The sequence below is a fragment of the Paenibacillus etheri genome (assembly GCF_001012825.1).
GTDB lineage: Bacteria > Bacillota > Bacilli > Paenibacillales > Paenibacillaceae > Paenibacillus_AQ > Paenibacillus_AQ etheri.
The window spans coordinates 251262-274103 of the sequence record NZ_LCZJ02000033.1 but is presented as its reverse complement, the minus strand read 5'-3'; the positions used below and the strand labels follow the sequence as shown (position 1 = coordinate 274103).

The following is a 22842-nucleotide window of genomic DNA, read 5'->3' as shown; positions in this document are numbered from 1 at the left end:
CTACCTGGGTTGAAGAGTGAAAATACAATTGCGGTTCAAAATCCAAATTTCAGCAGTGTTTCTGGTGCCGTTGATCAGCTCGTGTCGACTTGGGTTGAGAAGTATTCGGACACGCACACCCTGCCTGCAAGATTACAATATGCAGAATCGATGGTGTACAGCAAAAACCAAATTGCTAGTACACTTAATGTGAACGCGCAATACCTTAACAATACGCTCGGAATCGATTTTAACGCGGTCGCAAGCGGCGAGAAAAAAGTGATGGTAGCGGCTTATAAGCAAATCTTTTATACCGTAAGTGCGACTCTTCCTAACAATCCATCGGACCTTTTTGATAGCAGTGTGACGTTTGCTGAATTAGCCCGTAAAGGGGTAAGTAATGAGGCTCCGCCACTGATGGTATCCAACGTAGCTTATGGCAGAACCATTTACGTGAAATTGGAGACAACCTCGAAGAGCAGTGATGTACAGACGGCATTTAAAGCATTGCTCAATAATCCTAACATACAAACTAGTGGTAGTGGACAGTACAAAGATATTTATGATGAAAGTTCATTTACTGCTGTTGTATTAGGCGGCGATGCACAAACACATAACCAGATCGTCTCGAAAGACTTTAGTGTTATCCAAAATGTAATTAAGGACAATGCACAATTTAGCAGTAAAAATCCAGCTTACCCAATATCTTATACGAGTGTCTTCTTGAAAGATAATTCCATTGCTGCTGTTCACAACAATACGGAATATATTGAGACCAAAACTACAGAATATACTAAAGGTAAAATAACGCTTGATCACAGCGGTGCATACGTGGCTCAGTTTGACGTATCTTGGGATGAATTTACATTTGATGCAAATGGACAAGAAATCATTACACATAAAACATGGGAAGGAAGTGGTCGAGATAAAACAGCGCATTTCTCGACAGAGATTCCACTTCCTCCTAATGTCAAGAACATCAAAATTTCCGCCAAAGAGTGTACAGGTCTTGCGTGGGAGTGGTGGAGAACCGTGATTGATGAAACGAACGTTCCATTATCCAGCAATATCAAAGTTTCGATTGGTGGTACGACGTTATATCCAACAGGTTCGATTAGTCAATAATGATTAATGAAAGGGGCCGTCTCAAAGCCATGAAAATGGCCGAGGGACAGCCCCTTTCGTTTTAGGGAAGGTAATGAAATAAAGCTTATCGATATCCTTGGCTCTGAAGCCGAGGATGTGTATGTTCCGAGGATTGAGAAGCGAGCGTTGATGAAGCTGTATCATGAGTTTTATAAGGCGAAGCGGTGAGCTTAAAGTCATAAAGTAGTTCTGTTAACATTAAAGTATTAAAAGGCGACTTGTCTGCGGATAAGTTGCTTTTGTTTTTTAGGAAAGGTGATTAGACAACAAAGTATCCCGGATCCAGGAAATATCGGACAGGCTCTTTCCTGGAATAAGCCATAATAAGCTGTGTTACCTTCAAATCTGTGCTTCAACGGAAGCTTTCCGCTCTAGGAACATGCCATATCTTTGCTGCAAGGTGGAATCCCCCTCAGAGAGGTAATCTCAATCCGGCTAAATAAAACAACAAAAAACGCTTGGGCTATGATGAGCCCAAGCGTCTTTGCTGAGTGAAAAGAGGAAGCTGACATCTTATTGTGCTTTTACGAATTCAGCTGATTTAATACCGGCTTGGTAACCGAAAATAAGGATCTCGGCAACGGAGTTACCGCCAATCTGGTTTTGACCGTGCAATCCGCCTGTAACTTCGCCTGCTACGAACAGTCCCGGAATCGGTTTACCGTTTTTATTTAAAACTTCTGTGTTCGAATTGATTTTCACACCACCCATGGTGTAGTGAATCCCGGGACCGATTTTGATTGCATAGTATGGCGCGCTGTTCAAGTCGTTATCCATTGCTGTTGTTCTGACGAATTCGGCATCCTTTTTATTCTTCACTGCGCTGTTCCATGTATCCAAAGTGGTTTCAAGCTGATCTGCCGGAACGCCCATTTCTTTGGGCTCATCTTTTTTCGCATTGTACTGACCCTGTTTTTGGTTTGGTTCCCGCTGCCGCATCCCGTGATCATGAGCATGAAAGAGAGAACGAGAATAAGCGTTGCTGCAACTTTCTTTTTCATGTTTAACCCCTCCGCTATTCTATGTTGTTATTTAGAGATGAATATAAAGAGTAAAGTGATTTTTTTCACAATTGTTTATAAATTGTTGCAGTGGCACCTTTCATACCCGGTATAAGGTCGATAGTAATAATTGCTTGACTGCTAACTTTGAATTTTGGGTTAGACGTTTCCTTTAATCCTTGAGGGACTTCCTCGAACCCGAATGGTCCAACACTGAATGATTCCCGTTTGAGTCAACACTCTCGCTGTTTGCACTATATCCATATCCATTTCTTACGCATACATATGCCGTGGGCTATCTACTGTGATGCCCAAACACATATGTCAGCACAGTCACGAAGAATATTGAAATAGTGGACTCTAGCTTTGCTGCAAGCGTCAATTCACATTTGGAATGGTTGAACAGAAGAATTTACAACCGCTGGCATAGTTACTTTCCATAGTACTTCCTTGTAAAATAATTAGGATTTTCCATGAGTATGTACTCCTGCGAACCAAATTCTATGCATGTCGTTTCCTTCACATACAAAAACGCTTGGGAATACATCAACTCATCTGGAGTGGGATGATGTTTATCGTGCTTGCTCTCTTCACGATCCTGTTAAAATCAAAAATGACCAAATCGAACGCAGAGAAAGTAAACGTATATTTACGTACGAGGAATGAAACGATCATATAGGACAGGTAACCGTAGATTGGAATCAGAAAACCAATACCGTGACAGTCTGCAAATGGTCGCAGAAAATTATGTAACCATAGGAAAAAAGACAGCTTCAGTTGAGAGCGATATAAGAAAAATCTTCGCCAACCCAGAAACAAACTTTTTAGGTTACCTCATACGTCTTACTTACGTGAGAGACAAACAAGAATAAACGGAGGTTTGGAAGATGAAAAAACAGTTTACAAAAAAAATTCCTTATTTAATACTGGCGGGTTTCATTTGTGCGGTTGGAATCGGGGCGCCACAAATTTCATTAGCAAAACAGGCAAACTCAGCTCCAAAAGTGGTGAATCAGCAGTCCAAAAAACCATTGCCAAAAATAGAAATTGGTCAAAAAATTAAAGTACCCGAACTTAAACTGAAGGAAAATACGTATGTACTTGATTACAAAAAATCTGATGTTACCGGTGACTCCGTTATAGACCAAGTGATTTTGGTCGGGACAAAAGAAAAAATTGATGGAAAACTGGATGCGTATGCGAGTAATTTATCCGTCATCGTTCAAGATGGAAAAACCAACAGATACGATAAATATGATTGGGTGTACGAAGGAACGGACGGAAAATTGTACGGAGAACTTGGAAGAGAACCAAATTTGATTATCGGTGACTATACAGGTAACAAAGTGAACGATATTATCACAACAGCCCCTCAAGGAGGAAATGGTGGATACGTGGATCATCTGATCTTAACATGGGAAGGGAATAAACTTAAAGATGTTTTGGTAAAAGATGTTGTGACGGATAACCAAGAACTATACACTAATTCTCAGGCAAACTTCAGTTTGAAATTGCCCGCTTCATGGAAGGGACATTACAAGGCAAGCCAATATGCAGGTGAAAGTGCAAATAAAATCATACCGTTGGCTAAGCATGTAGTGCAGTTCGATTATACGTCAAAAGATCGAAAAGATGCTGAAATGCTGCTGCTGATCTCCGTATTCTCCAAAAATGATTGGAGCTACCTCTCCAGTGAACAAGGCCCGCCTGTAGGGAGTGTAATTATAGAAGCCAACGGAATGGTGTATGTGTATACAACTCCGCAGTCCAATCCGTTTGATCCCCAGTCGAAGGACGGCAAGCTGTTTGACCAACTCTATGGTGATTTGAACATTGGGAAATCTTTCAAACTACTAAAATAGATTTTTGTAGATTCTTGCTCGATAGTTCAATACGAGCATAATTCTTTATTTTCTGTGTCACTTCGTAACGTTTCCTCACGGAGGAAAAAATTAGAATTGCGTAAAAAACTCGATTTCCTTAAGATAAGGAACATCGAGTTTTTTAATCCGACGGAACTCTTAGTAGTTCTCATCACAGCGGGGGACCCTATTTTACTTTGCGAATTTGGAAATGAAACTTGAAATTTTTCCATCTCACACTCATGAACCGAAAAACAAACTTTTTTAGGTACCACCACCGTCTTATTTGTATAGCCAGGAAATGATATGCGCATATCAAAGGGAGAGTCTTTAAATGAAGAAGAAGTTTGAAAAGTTACTCATTGATTTTATTACGGAAAATAAAGAGAATATGTATTACTTAGCCTTCAGTTATGTGAAAAATGCTGAAAATGCACTCGATATTGTTCAGGATACGATCCAAAAGGCTCTCTCTTCATCAGAAACATTGAAATCCGAAGGTTCGATAAAAAGCTGGTTTTACAGGATTCTGGTGAATACATCGATCGATTTCCTGAGAAAACAAAAGCGGATTCAAATTGTAGATGATAAGACATTGGAATTTCACAGTCCTACAGGTGGAGACGTCTACCCTGACATAGATCTGGAGAAAGCTTTGGAGGAATTGCCCCATCCTTATCGTACTGTGATTGTACTTAGATATTTTGAAGATTTAAAAATTGACGAAATTGCGGAAGTTATGAATGAAAACATCAGTACTGTAAAAACACGATTGTATCAAGGGCTCCGCAAACTTCGAATTAAAATGAGTGATGAGATTTTAGAGGAGGTAAAATAAGATGAACGAACAACTGGAACAGTTAAAAAGCAAATATAAAAATACGCCTCTCCCAGATGAACTGGACTTCGTGGTGAAGAAAGCCATTAAACAAAGCAAAAAAAGACATCTGGGTTGGATGAAGAATCTCGTTGGAGTTGGGGCAGCGGCTATTATATTGGTAACAGGCATTAATGCCAGCCCTGCCTTTGCAAAGGCTTTATCAGATGTGCCGCTGGTTGGTTCACTCGTCAAAGTACTGACTTTTACAGAGCTTAAAGTAGATGAAGGAACCGCTAAAGCCAATATCAAAGTACCGGCCATTACGAATATGGAAAATAAAACGTTAGAAGCCACTCTAAATAACAAATATCTGGAAGAAAGTAAAAAGCTATACAGCGATTTTACAGCTGAAATGAAGGAGTTAAAGAAAAGTGGCGGGGGCCATACAGGCGTGGAAAGCGGCTATGAAGTCAAAACCGACAACGATCAGATTCTCGCCATTGGCAGATATGTCGTAAATACGGTCGGCTCATCCTCAACAACATTTAAATACGATACGATCGATAAGAAAAATCAACTTTTAATTAGCTTACCAAGTTTATTTAAAGATGACAGCTATATCAGGCTGATCAGTGAAAATATTAAAGATCAAATGAGACATCAGATGAAAGCGGACCCGGACAAAACGTATTGGGTAGATGATAAAGTCAATTTTGAGAGTTTTGAAAGCATTGCTAAAGATCAATCCTTTTATATTAACAATGATGGAAAACTTGTCATTTCTTTTGATAAATACGAAGTTACGCCAGGTTATATGGGCGTGGTTGAATTTATCATTCCCACCAATGTGATTGCCGATGCATTAGTAAGTAATGTTTATATAAAATAAAAATCCGTAAATTAAAAGGATGCAGCCTAGAAGTCTGCATCCTTTTAAGGGTGTACAGATAGATTTTGCTTCTAGAATTAAAGAAATACATATCAAATCGTATAACAGGATCAAAGAGATAGACAGTTTAATAGAGCAAAAAGAATCTGAAATTGAAGCTCTTCGTGCTCAGATTGCGGCAATGAGTGACAAGCTCACCGCTGACAAAGAGCAGCACCAGGAAGAGCGCCATTTTACTCCAGAGGTAATCTCGGAGTTCCGCACGCGCAAGAAATACATAGATGTAGACCTGAAGCTACTTGGCTGGACAATCGGTGATGACGTAAGGGAAGAAGTAGAGCTGTACGGAATGCCTAATATCGAGGAAAAAGGGTATGCCGACTATGTGCTTTATGGCAGGGATGGCTTGCCTCTAGCGATCATTGAAGCAAAGCGTACCTCCAAAGAAAAGATCCGAAGGTAGGAACCCATCAGGCTAAGCTGTATGCTGATTGTCTGGAACAAATGACTGGCACCCGGCCTATGATGTTCACTACCAACGGATTCGAAACCAATCTGCAACGAAAGCTTGTAGAGATGGTTACACAGATTAAAGAGAATGCGATTAAGATTATTGGGTGAGGTAGGAATGAGTATAAAAAATAAGTGCCAGACCACGATCTTCCGTAGTCTGGCTTTCATTTGGTGGGGACTCATCGTATAAACTTTGCTCACTGTTGGTGAGGATTAATTAAAGCAAGATGCATCAGTGTCTAGACCCTTCCAACATGTATGGAAGGGTTATTTCTTAATCATGTGTTTTATACTCACTGGATCCATATGGAGAGGAATTATTAATTCTGGAAAAGATACACCAGCTAATAGACATTTCTGATAAGTTTATGGAGTATTTTGGAGATAAGAATGAAATTATAGAATTTTTTAATAATTTAATATGGTTATGTAATTACGCTATTACTGAAAATAAATGTATATTATCTTTGGGGGATTAAATTACATCCAATGTTGAATACTGAGAAGAGTAAAATATACAGTAACATGGACATTTGGTCGACGTGAGAAGAAAGTTGTTTTCAGTTTGAATTGGATACAGAATAACCTGTAGGGATGAGATATTAATATCTCATCCCTACAGGTTATTTGTGTTTCTAGTCCATATGAAAATGTTGGAAATCATCGTAGGGATTCTTGCTTTCTAGTATACTTGTACGAGTAGCCCGAAAATATAAATGGATTAGTATAGGAGGCTTCTATGCAAAAATTCGATGATGTACTTTCGTTTATTAGTCAATCTTTTTTGAAAAAAGATGAGCAACTAGAAATGCAAAGGACAATAGGTGAAGCTTCACTTATTGATATAGATATTGTGAAGAAAACAGAACGTACGATAAGAAGAGTCGGGATCATTACGATTGCACGAGAGTACACCTCAATTGTTGAAGATCGCCCGGATCAACAGCTTTTACGTTGGACCGTAGGAAAACGTGCTGCATTAGACGATAATCAACAAACCTTTGATTGGCTTCATAAGGGCTGGATTTTGAAAGAGGTTCGTTTTAAACGTGATGGGAAATCTGTAGAACGAATTCATTACCGTATGGGTTATTTATTATATGTATATTTAACCAATAGGCAAAGGGATGAGCATCGGGATAGTATAAATCAATTCACTCAATATCAGTCGAATGTTGCTCCGAAAATGGAACAAATCAAGTATTTACATGACGAACGATTACATCAATTGAAAGGTGTAGCATCGTTTTTATCAGATAGTTTACAGTGGGGCCTTAATGATTTAGATGAACAGTATATTTTTCCTACGAATTGGAGCGTATCTAAACGAATCAATGCTTTAAACTTTTTATTAGCTTTTCTAATGATTTCTAGCAACAAAGAGATATTTGATTGGAAAGAAATTGGTGCACATTATTATCCGGGTATTGGAGGCTCTAAGGTATTTGATGCGTATAAAGTTGAGTTTCTAAACTTTTTGGAGACGTTAGGTGGTCATTCGCTGGAAACTTTAGGGATGATTAGTGGTGGTCAAATTACGTCAATCTATTTTGCTGGAGAGCTTGAAGGAAATTGGTCGAGTTATCGAGCAGGCCCTGTGCATGCCTTAACAAGTATTTCAGTTTCACAAGACCATTATTCAACTAGAGCAACAACACTCTGGTTAGTTGAGAATCGAGCCGTGTTGACTCGGATATCTGCAGAATCTCATTTTTTGCAGGAGACAAATTCATTGATAATATGTGTGGATGGTCATCTTCGAAGTGCGCATAAACATTTTATCAGACAATTGTTGTTGAATAGTCCTATCGAGCAAACCATCTTTTGGAGCGACTATGATGAAGCTGGATTACAAATTGCAGGAGAGATGTTTCAATCGCTTATGGGACACGCTGTTCGGCATAAATGGATCTGTCCAGATCATTCGATAATATCCAATTGGTCAGAGTATCAATATAACATGGAAAGTTTACTACAATATTCGAAATCGGAACAAGAGATCGTGTTAGGGGAGGCAAAAGATTGGAGAAGATGGATCTACCACTAATTTCAATTTTTCAAACAAACGAATCTAAACCGGAAATGCATCAGGCCTTGAGGGATGTTGCATTATTATCTGGAGTTCTTAACGATCTCAACTCACAAAACTTTCTGCAAACACCTATCGAAATTTTACGCTTCCTACGTATTATTCAATTGATAAATGAAGAAGCCTTGGGACTCGATGAACCGATTGAAAACGCTGATACGTTATATTTTCGTTATCGAAATCGTTTTGATGATATTGAACCACCAAGTAAGAAAAAGGTCGATCAAATTGTAAATGTCCTAGTGAAGTATAACTGGATATCCAAGCAAACAAGGCAACTTAAAATGCGAGACGTAGGTAAGCGGATGATGGATACGCTCATACGTCTAGCAAATGATTCATTAGCCTATTATATGCATGATGATATTGGAAGATCTCTATTCCAAGCTAGACGGGATGCCGAGCTTAGTGAAGCTTATGATGATCATGGCATTTCTGGTGGTAATAAAATTGCTAGTATGATTCGCAACGTTGAAAATGCGATTCAATTGATGAAAGAACGCGAGTTGGAGTTGTTAGCAGACCGTAATGCGTTACCGCAACTAGAGATCATCCATCAGTTAATGCAGGAATTGGAAATTAAACTATCGGAACGATTCCGCCAATTTTATACGTTAGAGGATAGTCTGGTACTCAGTAATTTAATGCAATCAGGCACTTCTGCACTTGCAGATGGCACGAATTTGAGCATGGGGATGATCAATAAGTATCTAAAATTTACAATGATGAAGCAAACGATGCTATTGTCCTCGATAAATCCAGAAAAAGTAAGGCTGTTTATTACACAAATGTATGATCCGCCTCAAGAATCAGACATTCCAAACGCTTATCAAATAATGAGCTTTATGGAGCAGAATGAATACGAAGGTGAGTCCATGGATGGTTTATGGATTCCGATTAAATTCGCTGCACCGCTTTCAGGGGAAGCAATTGGTGAAGCCATAGAATATCTAGAAAACTATGAGCCGATTGTTGAATTGATGCAAGAAGACGACCAGGAAATACAATATATAAATGAGGAAATAGATATTGCTTTATTAGAAGATATGATGGGAGAAACAGAATGGTTGCTAACCAAATCCATGATTGAAACGGAAGCGATTGAAGTATTCATGAAGGAAGTGGAGGCTGCTCCTATAGAGACTGTAATGATTGAAGCGACGTCTACGGCGTGGGGGGACGCCATTAACGCGCTTACTGCGTTATCTGCATTGGTAGGCAGCAAGAAGTTAACGTTGGAGGAAGCAAAGGATGAGTCACAAGTTCAAGTCTCTCTATATGAGAAAGAATGGGATTGGATGAGTCGTGATGATAGCAATCAAGTGGTCAAACATAAAAATTATCGCATTATAGAAAATAAGGACATTGATAGTATGCAGGAGAGGAGTGATGATGAACTTGATGGATGAGATGAATGTAAATCCACTTAATGCCATGCAAGCCATCAAAGGAATGCTATCCGAGGACGAAGAAATTGTGTTTATGAATCTCTTATTCTCATCCTCTGCAACAATACGTGCGGGCAATTTCGGATTATCCAGGCGTGAGGTGGAGAAGCAATTAAAGAGCTCCGGTGATGATGAGAAGTTCGATTCCTTTCTGAAGCGTGTTAATCAAGCGGTAAGTCGATACTTTCAAGTGATTTATGATGAGAAAAAGGATCAAGTTATCGTCATGATGAGAGTTTCTGCTAAAGCTGCACGTAGTACATTGTCCAAAGAAAGTTTAGCAATCCTACTGTTTATGTTTTACCAGCAAGAAGTTTTACAGCATGAGTATACATTATTTGATCAGTTGTTAAATGCCCTTGGACATGAGACTACAAAGGCCAATCAACGTTTGAATCTTAATATAGATCAGTTGAAGAAAATCGGTGCGCTTGAAGAATATGATACAAATTCAAATGAGAAAGCATATGCAATCACGGCAATTGGTGCAAATATGTTCTCGGATTCCTTTTTAAGACGTACTGTTGAATTTAGTCAATCTAATCAATTAAATAAAGAAGAGGTACTGAAATTTTTCAAACGATATAATCTGTATCAGGAAGGAACTGACCAAATAGAATGATACCTTGGAAAATGTGGTTTACGGGAATCAGAGATTATCAGCCAACTGAGATGGATTTGTCAGGAAAAGAATCGCATATACTGATAACTGGTCCTAATGGAGCAGGGAAATCTACTGTAACATACTGTATGGGGAGTGTTCTATATTCTTCCAAGGTTGATTTAGAAGGTCTGAAATCTCGTAATCTTCTGCCGAATGAGACGTGGAAGGCGCATATTCGACTTCTGTTTAAGAATGAAGGACGCATGCGTATTGATGCACCTAATTATGTTGAATTTGCAATTTATATTTTACAGGAACCAGGACAGCCGACTAAGAAGCAATTTGTTATAAAATCGGGTGATGATCCAGAACAGTGGGATGAAACAATTAAGTATACCTCTGGTGATCGGCAATACAATTTCACGACTTACAAGAAGGATCTCCAGTTCAAATATAAAATTGATCCGGATTTATTCTATCTAATTTGGTACCAGCAGGAGGTGAATCAATTCGCTGTTATGGATCCGCAGGAGCGTTTTCGTATTTTTGCCGAAATGCATGGAATAGATCATGTACAACGTAACTGGGAAGAAAGTATGGAGCAGCTAAAGGATGTGCAGGAGAGTTTAAGAAGTGCTGAAGCAAGTGTGGAAAATAAAAAGCAATATCTCGGGATGGCTCGATCAGCGCTAGACCGGTATGAAGATAATCGTAAACGTCTTATAGAGGGCGGGAAGTTGTACGCTGGAGCTTTGCTGAAATTAGAGATTTATTACAAACAAGAACAATTAAATCTAGTAGCCATGGAAGAACAATTGCTCGTGGATCATGATATCGCAAGTGATAGACTGGTGACATTGCAGAAGCAAGGCGATCGATTGAATAATGAAATGAAGCAAATACAAGAAGAAAAAGAAAAGCTTGATACGAAAATTACTTTATTGCAGGAGCAATTAGCCTCTGTGAAAAAGGAAATTGAAGAAACTTCAATTGTAATTGGAGAATTAGAAATTCAGCTAAAAGAACTTAGTCAAGAAAAATCTAGAATTACACATACTGAAGAAGAGGTACATCAACAATTATCAGCAATAACTAAGCAGCTCAACGAAATGAATATTGAGATTGAGAAGACGGAAGCTAGTATTCAAGAATCTGAGGATATTATAGCCCAATTAATAGATTCAAGTTCTTACTTGAAGGCGCTGATTCAACAGGATAAAAGCTTGGATCTTATACACCAAGAACGGTTACGGCAGTATCGCAGCAGTCATGATGTACAGATGGAAATTGACCGCTTAGATCAATCCATTCAACTATCCAAGCAGGAACGAGAAGATAAGTCTAAATTACTTGAGGAGTTATCCAATGAGGAGCGGATGCTTGAGTATAATCAATTATGGTCAGCTCGTCAAAGGGAATCACTATCTTTGTTCAAAGCGATAGGTGTGCGTGCCTATACATTAAATGAATTACTTGAATTAAATGAGTCAGCTCGACTTACAGCGGAGGAACAGTTTGAGACGATAAAATATTCGATATTTTTTGATGGCTCGCACGTTCAAGCTCCTAATGATTTGTATCATGTTCCTTTACGAAGTATAATACCGGATCGTTCTGTTACTGAAATTCAGACACTCCAAATTCGTGTGAAGAATGGAATAGAAGATGATGTATTCCCACATGCGGTCAAGGCTTTATGGTGGGTAGAACAATTTTTTCTATCAGGTGAGACAAGAATAGAGAATGATATGCTTATCGACTCAAAGGGGATTCGAGGTGCACAAGAGAAAAAAAGTTATATATTAAGCCAGAAAGCTATGCAGAAACGTAAAGAGGAGATTCAGAAGAAAACTAGCGAATTGAATACATCACTTGCGAATCTCCATGACTCTCTTGAGATTGATACGAAAACTATGCAAGAACTACATGCCATTATACAATCTGTGCGTGAATCGGAAGCCTTTCTTACAATGAAACATGAACGTGAAGGCCGGATCCTGAAGTATGAAGATGAGATAAAGCATCTTCAGGAACAGAAGGAGCATAGTCAGGAATTTAAGGCTACTCACACAAAGTTTATTGAGAAAAGAATCAGGCTGGAGCATACCCAAGTTATACTACAACTTGAAGCGGATTTTTATGTGAGATTAGGTCAGCAGAAGGAACAGTTTGAAATGTTACAACGGAAGACTCATCGGTACAACCACTTATGCTTACAGCAGGATGCGTTGAAGCAGCAAAATGATACATTGGAAGAGCTGGCTGAACAAAAAGATGGAGATGAACGTCGACAAAAACGCAATCTTTCGAATAATGAAGACGAATTTCAACAAGCTACGCGTACACTTAGTCAAATTGATAATCAAATCAACGATACAAAAGAGTCACTTGATACATCTAAAATAAATCTACTTACAGTAACCGAAGAAATTGAAAATCTCAAAGGGATTGCACGGTTTATTTATGATGAGGTGACAAGTGAGTTTGAACATGAGCCTAATCATGCGAAGAGGCAACAATCGCTTTCAAAGCTCCGCCAAGAGCATGAGTCTGGAAAAGTAACATTTAACAGCGCTAGAAATGAATCAGGTATTGATCCCGCTGCATCTGAGAATTATAAAGTGATAAAAGAAGAGGTTCAACGATTGCAGGATGAATTTAAACGGACAAGCTTATTGTTTGAAGAGAACCAAGAACGAGCTGAGAATTTGAAAGATCAGTTAGAGACGACAATCAACATGAGGGTCCTTGAAATTCAACAGCGATTTAAGAATTATATGAGCATTTTTCAATTTGAGGGGCAGATCGATTGGAATCAGCAGGAGGATCGTCGAGGTCGAGTGCTCTTCCATTTATTCATTAAGGCTCGCAAGGAAGGGCACCGAGGAACATTAGAGGATGTTAGTGTGAAGGCACGTGGAGGAAGAGTTGGCAAAGGTGTTTCTGGAGGCGAAGAATCGCTCAGTTCACTACTTTTTGCTCTTGCTTTATTGCAGAATCTGCAAACGGCACCCGGATTTATAGTCATGGATGAATTTGATAGCGCGTTAGATGAGCAGAGGAAGTTAAAGGTATTTGATCTTTATGCTGGTGAATTACAACGTAAATTGATTATCCTGTCACCAAAGTCGCATGAGAACTCTTATCTGGATCGATTCTCGAAAGCGTACATTGTGCAGCATGATCCCACTGTACCACGGAGTAAAGTGATGGGGTTAAATTTGCAACGAATATGACCATGTGGGTAAATGAATTAGCCTGTTAGAGTGAGATCTCCATCGATCATTCTTACGGGCTAATTGGTTGTATGTGCATACATACTTAAGCTAATATAAAATTTACTGTGCTGTGGTATACTCGAGCTATCATATATAATGAGGTGTTTCTATAAATGATGAATCTTACACAAGACCTTGCTAAATTGATTCGATTAACGGGTGATCGTGCCAAATTGGATGCAAAAGCAAATGGGACATATATCGTATATAAAACAGCTGCTGGGCAAATTGTTAAAGAATATAGCACGGGTGAGATCGAGGAAATGAGTGAACAGGATCTTAACCATGACTGAGCCAGTTTCAACCATGTTTGTATTTGCTGGTAATTATGGAAGTGGTAAGAGCACAGTTCGCAATTTGATTGTTGACCGACTTGGGGTAAGTGTGAATATTGATCCGGATGCACTAGCTCGCAAAATTAATACTCAATATCCAGAAAAAGGTAAAGTATCTGCTGGCAAAGAAGCCATATGTTTTATGTGGGGCTAGGGGATATTCGGCTTAATATTGAGCGTGTTGCTATGCGAGTAAGGAACGGTGGTCATCATATTGAAACAGAGGATATTATTAGACGCAATTTAACAAGTATGAATAATCTGTTGTCTCACTTAGACCTAATAGATCAGTTGTTAGTTGTTGATAATAGTAAAGCAGATGGTGAGATTATTCTTGGAGCGGATATAAGCGGGATGAAATATTATTCAAATGAATTACCTGTATGGGCACATAAAATTGATCAAGAATTACAGTTGAAATATCAAAAGTAAACCAATTCGAATCGGGAGCGATCGTAATAGGTTTGCTTTTTTTTTACATCACATCGTGTCCATAACCTTTAAAAAAGTTGATAATACTGGGGAAGACATGGAGGATCTGATCTCCATCGGAACAATTGGGCTGATTAAAGCCATTGAGAGCTACCGTCCAAACAAAGGCACAAAAGCTAGCCACTTTTGCTGTTCGTTGTATTGAAAACGAAATCCTGATGCACTTAAGATCATTGAAAAAGACCCGCAAGGATGTTCCATTGTATGATCCAATTGGGACTGACAAGGAAGGTAATGAAATTACACTTATCGATATCCTTGGCTCCGAGGCTGATGATGTTATTAAAGAAGTCGATCTGAAAATCGCGAAGAGTAAGTTATCGTAATGAGTTTTATAAGGCGGGACAGCTCCCTTACATAGAATTAGATGGAATAACGGAATCGTGCAAAAAGTAACTTTCTTAGCTAAATAAAACTCTCCATCATTCTTATATAATAAAGGTAATAAGGTATCATAAGAAGACGAAAGTTATTCTGTAGTAATCCGGGTATTATACAAATGTAAGAGAAGGATATGCATGTAGAATGGTAAGTAATCAATGCCCAAGAAGACTAGACGCTGTAGGGAGACTTCGGCTTCTCCCAACAGGGAGCTTGGATCAACATAAAATAACCTCCGCGAGTGAGAAGGATAGGATGGATGCATCATGAAAAGGTACGGGGTTGTCGTGATAGGCTGCGGTTATATGGGGGCTCTCCACTTGGACGCGATATCACGACAGGAGCGGGTCCGGTTGATCGGCGTGGCGGATTGGAACAGGGACAGGGTCTCCTTAGTGGCAAGCCAATACGGAGCCGAGTGTTGGGGCACGGATTACCGGGCCTTGATCGAGCGTGACGATGTGGACCTGGTCATTATCGCCACGTACCCGTCCTCCCATCTGGAGATCGCAAAAGATTGTCTCGCTGCAGGGAAGCATATCCTATGCGAGAAGCCGATGGCGGGCAATGAACGGGAAACGCAGGAATTCATGAAGCTGGCCCGTGGAGCCAAAACCAAGGTGCTGATCGGTCACATCCTTCGCCATAACACCACGTACCAGGCGGTTATGAAGATGATCCGGGAGGGCGCCATCGGCTTTCCCTTGGTCATCCGGTTATCTCAATTGAAGCCCTCCAAAAATTGGGCTTCCCACTTGTCCCTGCTACGGGACGTCTCGCCGATCGTGGATTGCGGCGTCCATTATATCGATGTGATGCGTTGGGCTACAGGGGCGGACGTGGTAAGTGTCAACGGGATCGGGCAGCGTCTCTATGAAGAAGTCCCGCCGTACACTTACAATTACGGACTCATGACCCTCCGTCTGTCGGACGGTTCCATCGGCTACTTTGAGACGGGGTGGGGCAAGGGGCTTCCGACTGATAACCGGAAGGAATTCATTGGACCGGCAGGCCGGATCCGCATCATCTACAAGAACGATCGCCCGCTAGGGGTTCAGCATTTGGGAAATCTGGTCGAGGTCGAAGACTACCGGAAAGGAACGGTCCGGCAGATCAATATGGACTTCTCCGTGAAGCCTACGGGTGCTCAACTGGACTATTTCCTGTCCATGGTAGAGAACAACTTGCCCGCTATACCGGCAATGGAGGATGCTTACCGGGCGATGGAGATCGCTCTCCTGGCCGACCGGGCGATCCATGAAGGAATTACGTTACCTTGCGCGAAATAAGGGTGGACCAACATAGTGATGCGATTGCAGAGCTTATAAGCTCCGGAGCCATATTCCAGGAGGTTCCGTTGGGCGAGGGAAAGGTGGATTTCGACGCCAATTTCGCCGCCTTGCAGGAGAGCGGATATGGGGGGCTGACCATCGAGCGGGAAGTGGGGGATCGCCCGAGAGGGATATAGAGCGGGCGGTCTCCTTCATCCACCAATACAGGTAACGGCAGACGGCAGTGCGAAATCTCGGGGATCGAGACTGTGTATTGGAAAACCGGGTAATCGCGGGTCTAAATAATCAAGTTAATTAATGGTTGTTTTGCTGTGTTAGCTCCAGTGGGATTTTGAACAGAAGGGAATGAACCATGGAAAGAAAAGTGGAAACCTTAGTAATTCCCCGCCTGACAAATCAGACGGATGTTTCAGATACAGAAGAAGTCCAGATCATCAAGCAGTATCAATGGCTTAAAGGGTATAACCCGATCGTTACAGCAAGATTAAATTACAGTCAGGAGGATCTGAAGCTTCAGTTTAAGGTTTATGAAAAGAATCCAATACGAACATATAGAAACATGAATGATCCCGTGTATAAGGATAGCTGCATCGAGTTCTTTTTTCAGCCTACTCCGGATTCGGACCAGCGCTATATGAATTTCGAATTTAATGCGAATGGCGCAATTCTCTTGCAGATAGGAGCGGATCGGTATGATCGCTTCCCAATCACTATCAATCCGGCACTTTTCCACGTCCTAACCACTACGGATCAAATCAATGATAAAGGGGAAGTGTATTGGGAATTAAGCTTTTCGATCTCATGGGCTTGGGTACAATCTTATTTTTCGGATTTCCGGGCAGTGTCGGGAAAAAGGATAAGAGGAAACTTTTACAAGTGCGGCGACGATACGACCTATCCGCACTTTGGAACATGGAGCAAAGTTCATTCGAACAAACCAGAATTTCATAGCAGCTGTGATTTTGGGATTCTGTACTTAGAGTAACTGCGAAACGCAGCGTCAATGAATAACTTCCGAAGCCGCATATACGGGGTTGGAGGTTTTTTTTCGTTTTAGGGAAATTAGTCAAATAGAAACAAGATTGATATCATGCCAAATTATACATAGGTTTAGGATGTCGGCAATAGCAGAGATTTTGTTATGTTCGATTATTTTCTTGGGACACTAGTCCGGATATTTGGAGCAACCATACCCAGGTGAACTATGATTATAACGCCGAGGTACTGACTGAAGAAAAGCTGAGTGGCAACAGTATCATCCAACAATCCACGTTGTGCGCGGGGATCGAGTACTCGTGAAAAAGGACAAGACGGCCAATAAAGATTACTTATACAATGGTCATGGTGATGTGGTACAGAATGTGGATACTAGCGGAAAAACAGTAAATGAATATAGTTATGATGAATGGGGGAACATCACTGGCCAGATAGAAGGAACCTCCAACTCTTTCAAAATACACAGGTGAAGTGTATGATGCTGAAACGGGATTATATTATCTGCGGGCTAGATATTACGATCCGGGTATGGGGCGGTTTTTAAATGAGGACTCTCATTTAAGGCGTTGTCATAATAATTTCATCGGCGTGACATACTGATTTGGGCTCCAACCTGTGGCAGCATGTCGTGGTATGAATGGGAAGTGTACTAGTATCCCTGATTACTGTGACGATCAATCCAGTCACGTCTTTATGCGTTTCAAAGGTAATCGCTTTGATACCTAGGGCGGTATCCTACCGTGCTGTTACGGTGCTCATAGTAGCTTTGATCTTACGTCTGTCAGTATCCTTATCCTTGCGTTTCAGAAAGGCATAGGCTTATGGTTTGCTTGTGCTTAAGCTCGCCGATGACGATATATCGCTTCTTTAACCCTCCCGATTCAAGATTTGTAACCACTTTTTAGGACATCTACCTCCAATTTCAAACGACGCAGTTCTCGTTCATGCTCGGTTTCAACTCTGTGTGCATCTCTACGTCAATCCTCAAATGATACTTTCTCATCCAGACTCATGTATATCTAAGCTTAAACTTCTGACCTTTCTTTGTTGGCATAAAAAATGTACCCCCTAGAATTACATCGGATTTACCCAGGGGTTTTTCCAATGTCTAATTTAAGGGAGGCACTTCAAATAAAACCTGCAGAGTTTTTGGTGTGCAACAGCTTTACAAGTACGGGTTACCGCTTCACATAACGATTTATCCCCGCTGTCCAGATTTCGATCAAATGCTCAATCTTGATACGTCCTCAGTGCATTGGAAACCAACTGTTTTCGTTAATTTTCGTAAAAAATCATTGATTTATGTAGATGAATGTATAGTAAGCGCTATTTTTCCGGCATATAATAGCTTTGCGAAACAAACACAAAGAAATCCCGAAACTCTGTTTCGTTCATTCCAATGAATAAAATTTTCTGGGAATTCATCGGGAATGGACGCGATTCGCTGATGGTGAAGTGAAAATAGAAGAAACAAAAAGAAACGGAGGCTAATTATGTTAAAAAAAATCTTTACAGTTTGGTTAACGCTGGCGCTGGCTATTTTGCCGCTGGTGGGTACGAAGGTGAATGCGGCGGGTGACTACACTGCCGGCATAAGTGAGACCGGCTCCACAGGCACAATTTGGTTTCAGACCAGCTTAACGCTGAGATTCCTGGATGTACATTACACCATCACATCCAGCGGTCAAACAGGTGTTCAGCAGAATATTTCCATGCAAAAAAATACAGCCACAGGCAACTATGAATATAAAATTCCCGTTGCATTAGCTGCGAATGATGTCATTAAATATTCATTTACCTATTTTAATGAAGCAACCGGAGGAGCAACCGACACAGCACAGCTTTCTTATACCTACGGACAAGGCGGAGGAGAAAATCCGGCAACATTATCCGCTCCAACGTTCAACCCAGGTGCAGGCACTTACACCTCAGCACAGAATGTTACTATCTCTGCTGTACCAAGTGATGTCGCCATTTATTACACCACCGACGGCAGCGCACCCACCCGCCAGTCCGCACTATACACCGGAGCCATCCAAGTATCGCAAAGCCAGACCCTCAAGGCCATAGCCGTGAAAACGGGTTATTTTGACTCTCCAGCCGCGATTTCGGCATACAGCATTAATACGGGCGGAGGCCCGGATGTGCCGGTCGGAAGCAACCGCTTGACTATCCAGATTAAAAATGACAGCAAAGGCCAATACACAGATAGCCAGGTTTACTGGCAGATTGTCGGCAAATCCTATCAAACGGGAAAATTCGTTCACGTGGATGCAACCGGCAGCCTAGTCGAAATGAAACGAACGGACAATACCTATTACAAGAATAACCAAGACGGCAATAATACGAATGATTATTACACCAACTACTTCCATAAGCTGAGTGACGCAAGCTGGGTATCCATCCCGGATATCGAATCTGCAAGGCTCTATGTGAGCTATGGTGAGCCTGTATTAATCCGTACGGTTGACGCTCTGGATGGCGCCGGAAATATCGTCGGCCTTGGATATCAGGGACCGGACATCAACTCCCCAACGGACGCCAACCAGAAGGTTTATTTTGATTTTATCGAATTCAATTTGGGTCCAAACGGATTCCATGGCAACACAACAAGAGTGGATCAATTCGGGTTCCCGCTAAAAATGCAATTGATCGGACACGACGGTTACAACCGTACTGTCGGCGAAACGGAATCTCGCGCGGCCATTTACGCCGCCTACAAGAACGAGGTATCCGACAAGTTCGTTTCCTTGGCAAACTCTCCATACCGGATTCTGGCTCCGGGTAAAGGCTCATTTGGACACCCCGTGAACGGTGAAGACAATACGCACTTTTTTGATGCCTACATTAATGACATCTGGAATACTTACCGCAGCAAAGAACTGGTATTTTCCGTCCCTGTCGGTGGAGGCAATCTGGTAACCTACAGCGGGCATGTGATGCCGGGAACCGACAAGCTCGTATTCAAAAAGGATGCGAATAACGGCAATGGATTCACACCGTACCAATACTATGTGGATAAACCGACAACTCCTGACGCATTGGAAGGCAAAGGAGCCTTTGACAGAAGAAGTGCTGGCCAACCTGCGTCGATTACCGATGTTGAACTGGCGATCCAGGCCCAACTGTGCGCGGCAATCAACAGACACCTGCTGCTTTCGGTTGACCCAACAAACTGGGGAAATGAAAGTTATTTCTTTAAAACAGCACCTTCCAACGAATTTGTGAAGTTCTGGCATAACCATAGTATTGATCGGTTGGCCTACGGCTTTTGCTATGATGATGTCCGTGACTTCAGCCCATCGCTTCATACTCCAAGTCCTAAAGCAATGGTTGTCACTGTAGCCTGGTAAAAGATAAGCACCCTTTCGGGCGGTTTTCTGGATGAATGAATCCATTGATGCCAGTGGGGTGCTACCGCCCATGATACAACAGAATAATTTGTTGTCACAAATGATTATCATCCTGAAAGAACTTCAAAAGTTTAAGGCTTAAGTTAACAATAAAGAGACCCTATACGAGGTCTTTTTTTATTTAAAGAAGCATGGATATCTCAAAAAATATTGCAAAGTATGACGTGTATCATTTACGGTTCTTCCTTCATCAGCAGTATCAACAATCATTGCGGAGTGGAGTTATCATCTGTAACGCTGTTAGGGGTACGCATTCTTCAAATAATAAATATAGTTTTCACATGATTAATTACACTATTTTATTGGGTTATATAAGCGATTTCAAGAGATTATCATGAAGTCAGAGAAAAAGGAGGCAATGCAAATGGAAGCGTTAACAGCAGTGAAACCACTTAAACCACTTAAACCCCGGGGGAAATCGGATAAGTTCTGGAGGACCCTTTTTCAACAAAAGTATTTGTATTTGATGTCCATACCTTTTGTTATTTGGGTATTCGTATTTAACTATATCCCGATCTGGGGCTGGACGATGGCATTCCAGCGCTATCGGCCGGGTAAGTCTTTCATGAAGCAGGAATGGGTCGGGCTTGATAACTTCAGGGAATTATTCCATGATGAACGGTTTTACATGGCACTTAAAAACACGCTGGCTATGAGCTTTATGGGGTTATTCGCAGGATTTACAATTCCTATCCTATTTGCCCTCTTGCTTAATGAACTGCGCCGTCAAATGTTTAAACGTATTGTGCAAACCGTATCGTACCTGCCCCACTTCGTATCCTGGGTAGTCGTAGCTGGGATCATCAACAAGATGATGTCCATCGATGGCGGAATTAACGGACTACTTATGAATCTGCATATTATTGCAGAACCTATTCAGTTTTTGGCGAAAGCAGACTGGTTTTGGGGAATTGTGACAGCTTCCGATGTCTGGAAGGAGACAGGTTGGAATTCGATCATCTACTTGGCTGCAATGACGGGAATTGATCCGGAACTGTATGAAGCAGCCAGAGTAGATGGGGCGGCCCGGATTCGACAAATGTGGCATATTACGCTTCCGGGAATTCGGACAACAATCATCATTCTGCTGATTATGTCCATCGGAAACTTGATTAATATCGGTTTTGAAAAGCAGTTCCTGTTGAGCAACCCGATTGTTGCTGATAAGGCCGAAACCTTGGACCTTTATGCCTTGAATTACGGTTTACAGCTTGGGCGTTATTCCTTTGGTACGGCCATTAATATATTCAACTCTGTAGTTGCAGTGATCCTACTGTTTACAGCGAACACGATATTTAAAAGAACATCGAAAGAAAGCATTATGTAGGAGGGCAGGGATATGAACAGACAAAGCAGAGCTATTAACGCTTCTAGGTCCGATAAGATATTTGACATCGTTAACTGTTCCTTTATGACTTTGGCGTTTGTCATTACGCTTTACCCCTTTCTAAACGTACTGGCCATCTCATTAAATGATTCTATGGATACCGTCAAGGGAGGGATATACCTTTGGCCGAGAAAGTGGACGTGGGCAAACTACGATGCCATCTTCTCCTTCAGGGGATTGATTACCGGATTTAAAATCTCATTTCTGAGAACTTTTGTTGGTACGTTACTAGGATTGCTGAGCTCATCCATGCTCGCTTTCGTCCTGAGCCGGTCCGATTTTCAGGCAAGAAAGCTAGTTTCGACTTTTCTGGTCATGACAATGTATGTATCCGGCGGATTGATCCCGGGCTTTATCCTGGTTCGTCATCTTGGAATGATGAATTCCTTTTGGGTTTATGTACTGCCCGGTATGGTAAGCGCTTGGAATGTATTTATCATCCGATCTTTTATAGACGGACTGCCCAGTGCACTTCAGGAATCAGCCAAGCTGGACGGTGCCAATGACTTTACGATCTACTGGAGAGTGATCCTCCCTCTTTGTAAGCCTGTGTTGGCTACTGTTGCTCTCTTTTTGGCAGTAGGTCAATGGAATTCCTGGTTTGATACGTTTCTTTATAATAGCATGGCGCGCCATCTAACTACCCTGCAATACGAATTGATGAAGGTGCTGCAAAGCACGCAGATCGGTTCCAATGATATTCATGATCCGAACATGTCACAACTAATGAATAGGATTTCACCGGAATCTGTCAAAATGGCCATCACCATCGTTGTAACTGTACCCATTCTGATCGTTTACCCCTTTCTGCAAAGGTACTTTGTGAAGGGGATGACCTTAGGTGCAGTGAAGAGCTAGTTTCGGTATCAACAGGGTTACCTGTTATACATATATACAATATCTTTCAGGGGAGGCAG

19 protein-coding genes and 4 pseudogenes are annotated in these 22842 nt (G+C 41.2%); 21 read left to right on the top strand and 2 right to left on the bottom strand.

Translation table 11 applies throughout. The features are described from left to right. A partial coding sequence (locus UQ64_RS20885) for a thiol-activated cytolysin family protein (RefSeq protein WP_245238135.1) occupies positions 1 to 1104 on the top strand: 1104 nt, incomplete at its 5' end. Between the two features lie 363 nt (positions 1105 to 1467). On the opposite strand, the pseudogene UQ64_RS32315 reads toward UQ64_RS20885, so the two are convergent. Together UQ64_RS32315 and UQ64_RS20880 are read right to left on the bottom strand one after the other, a co-directional pair. Further along, a pseudogene (locus UQ64_RS32315) lies at positions 1468 to 1551 on the bottom strand (MerR family transcriptional regulator); the annotation flags it as partial. An 87-nt stretch (positions 1552 to 1638) separates the two neighbouring features. Continuing rightward, positions 1639 to 2094: pseudogene (locus tag UQ64_RS20880) on the bottom strand (FAD-binding protein); the annotation flags it as partial. A gap of 919 nt (positions 2095 to 3013) precedes the next feature. Between UQ64_RS20880 and UQ64_RS32310 the strand changes: the two are divergent. From UQ64_RS32310 to UQ64_RS20790, 20 genes and pseudogenes are all read left to right on the top strand, one after another. Then, positions 3014 to 3988 carry a hypothetical protein gene (locus UQ64_RS32310; protein ID WP_245238133.1) on the top strand — a complete coding sequence of 325 codons (975 nt, stop codon included), beginning with the start codon at positions 3014 to 3016 and terminating at the stop codon, positions 3986 to 3988. A 334-nt stretch (positions 3989 to 4322) separates the two neighbouring features. Next, positions 4323 to 4826 (top strand): RNA polymerase sigma factor SigV, encoded by a 504-nt coding sequence (locus UQ64_RS20865; protein ID WP_060625391.1) that lies wholly within the window; start codon positions 4323 to 4325, stop codon positions 4824 to 4826. A gap of 1 nt (position 4827) precedes the next feature. Continuing rightward, a complete protein-coding gene (gene rsiV, locus UQ64_RS20860; RefSeq protein WP_060625390.1) occupies positions 4828 to 5697 on the top strand; it encodes an anti-sigma-V factor RsiV in 870 nt (289 codons plus the stop codon). A 19-nt stretch (positions 5698 to 5716) separates the two neighbouring features. Further along, positions 5717 to 6160, top strand: coding sequence for a hypothetical protein (locus UQ64_RS20855; RefSeq protein WP_060625389.1), 444 nt, complete (start codon positions 5717 to 5719; stop codon positions 6158 to 6160). Positions 6161 to 6949: 789 nt separating this feature from the next. Then, on the top strand, positions 6950 to 8257 hold the full coding sequence (locus UQ64_RS20850) for a DUF2399 domain-containing protein (RefSeq protein WP_060625388.1): 1308 nt from the start codon (positions 6950 to 6952) through the stop codon (positions 8255 to 8257). Further along, complete coding sequence (locus UQ64_RS20845; protein ID WP_425339608.1) at positions 8233 to 9708, top strand: class III extradiol ring-cleavage dioxygenase family protein; 1476 nt, start codon at positions 8233 to 8235, stop codon at positions 9706 to 9708. The genes UQ64_RS20850 and UQ64_RS20845 overlap by 25 nt, the downstream gene beginning before the upstream one ends. Further along, positions 9689 to 10369 carry a hypothetical protein gene (locus UQ64_RS20840; RefSeq protein ID WP_060625387.1) on the top strand — a complete coding sequence of 227 codons (681 nt, stop codon included), beginning with the start codon at positions 9689 to 9691 and terminating at the stop codon, positions 10367 to 10369. The genes UQ64_RS20845 and UQ64_RS20840 overlap by 20 nt, the downstream gene beginning before the upstream one ends. A gap of 11 nt (positions 10370 to 10380) precedes the next feature. Further along, complete coding sequence (locus UQ64_RS20835) at positions 10381 to 13587, top strand: coiled-coil domain-containing protein (protein ID WP_245238131.1); 3207 nt, start codon at positions 10381 to 10383, stop codon at positions 13585 to 13587. A gap of 155 nt (positions 13588 to 13742) precedes the next feature. Further along, complete coding sequence (locus UQ64_RS20830; protein WP_060625385.1) at positions 13743 to 13922, top strand: hypothetical protein; 180 nt, start codon at positions 13743 to 13745, stop codon at positions 13920 to 13922. Beyond that, entirely contained in the window at positions 13915 to 14118 is a 204-nt protein-coding gene (locus UQ64_RS32730; RefSeq protein ID WP_342447603.1) for a hypothetical protein, read from the top strand. The genes UQ64_RS20830 and UQ64_RS32730 overlap by 8 nt, the downstream gene beginning before the upstream one ends. Beyond that, a complete protein-coding gene (locus UQ64_RS32725) occupies positions 14100 to 14396 on the top strand; it encodes a hypothetical protein (protein WP_342447602.1) in 297 nt (98 codons plus the stop codon). The genes UQ64_RS32730 and UQ64_RS32725 overlap by 19 nt, the downstream gene beginning before the upstream one ends. 70 nt (positions 14397 to 14466) lie before the next feature. Then, positions 14467 to 14776 (top strand): annotated as a pseudogene (locus UQ64_RS20820) (sigma factor); the annotation flags it as partial. A 327-nt stretch (positions 14777 to 15103) separates the two neighbouring features. After that, the gene (locus UQ64_RS20815) at positions 15104 to 16126 is read left to right on the top strand and encodes a Gfo/Idh/MocA family protein (protein ID WP_060625384.1); all 1023 of its coding nucleotides are present in this window, start codon (positions 15104 to 15106) and stop codon (positions 16124 to 16126) included. 17 nt (positions 16127 to 16143) lie between these two features. Further along, a pseudogene (locus tag UQ64_RS32305) lies at positions 16144 to 16340 on the top strand (sugar phosphate isomerase/epimerase); the annotation flags it as partial. Positions 16341 to 16481: 141 nt separating this feature from the next. Next, positions 16482 to 17114, top strand: a complete 633-nt coding sequence (locus UQ64_RS20805; protein ID WP_060625382.1) for a carbohydrate-binding family 9-like protein — start codon at positions 16482 to 16484, stop codon at positions 17112 to 17114. Positions 17115 to 17424: 310 nt separating this feature from the next. Continuing rightward, entirely contained in the window at positions 17425 to 17595 is a 171-nt protein-coding gene (locus tag UQ64_RS31005; RefSeq protein ID WP_167348509.1) for a M20 family metallopeptidase, read from the top strand. 1 nt (position 17596) lies between these two features. Beyond that, the gene (locus UQ64_RS32960; RefSeq protein WP_082651226.1) at positions 17597 to 17725 is read left to right on the top strand and encodes an RHS repeat-associated core domain-containing protein; all 129 of its coding nucleotides are present in this window, start codon (positions 17597 to 17599) and stop codon (positions 17723 to 17725) included. A gap of 893 nt (positions 17726 to 18618) precedes the next feature. After that, complete coding sequence (locus UQ64_RS20800; protein ID WP_060625381.1) at positions 18619 to 20478, top strand: beta-1,3-glucanase family protein; 1860 nt, start codon at positions 18619 to 18621, stop codon at positions 20476 to 20478. A 424-nt stretch (positions 20479 to 20902) separates the two neighbouring features. Further along, a complete protein-coding gene (locus UQ64_RS20795) occupies positions 20903 to 21865 on the top strand; it encodes an ABC transporter permease (RefSeq protein WP_060625380.1) in 963 nt (320 codons plus the stop codon). A gap of 12 nt (positions 21866 to 21877) precedes the next feature. Beyond that, on the top strand, positions 21878 to 22783 hold the full coding sequence (locus UQ64_RS20790; protein WP_060625379.1) for a carbohydrate ABC transporter permease: 906 nt from the start codon (positions 21878 to 21880) through the stop codon (positions 22781 to 22783). Positions 22784 to 22842: the final 59 nt, after the last annotated feature.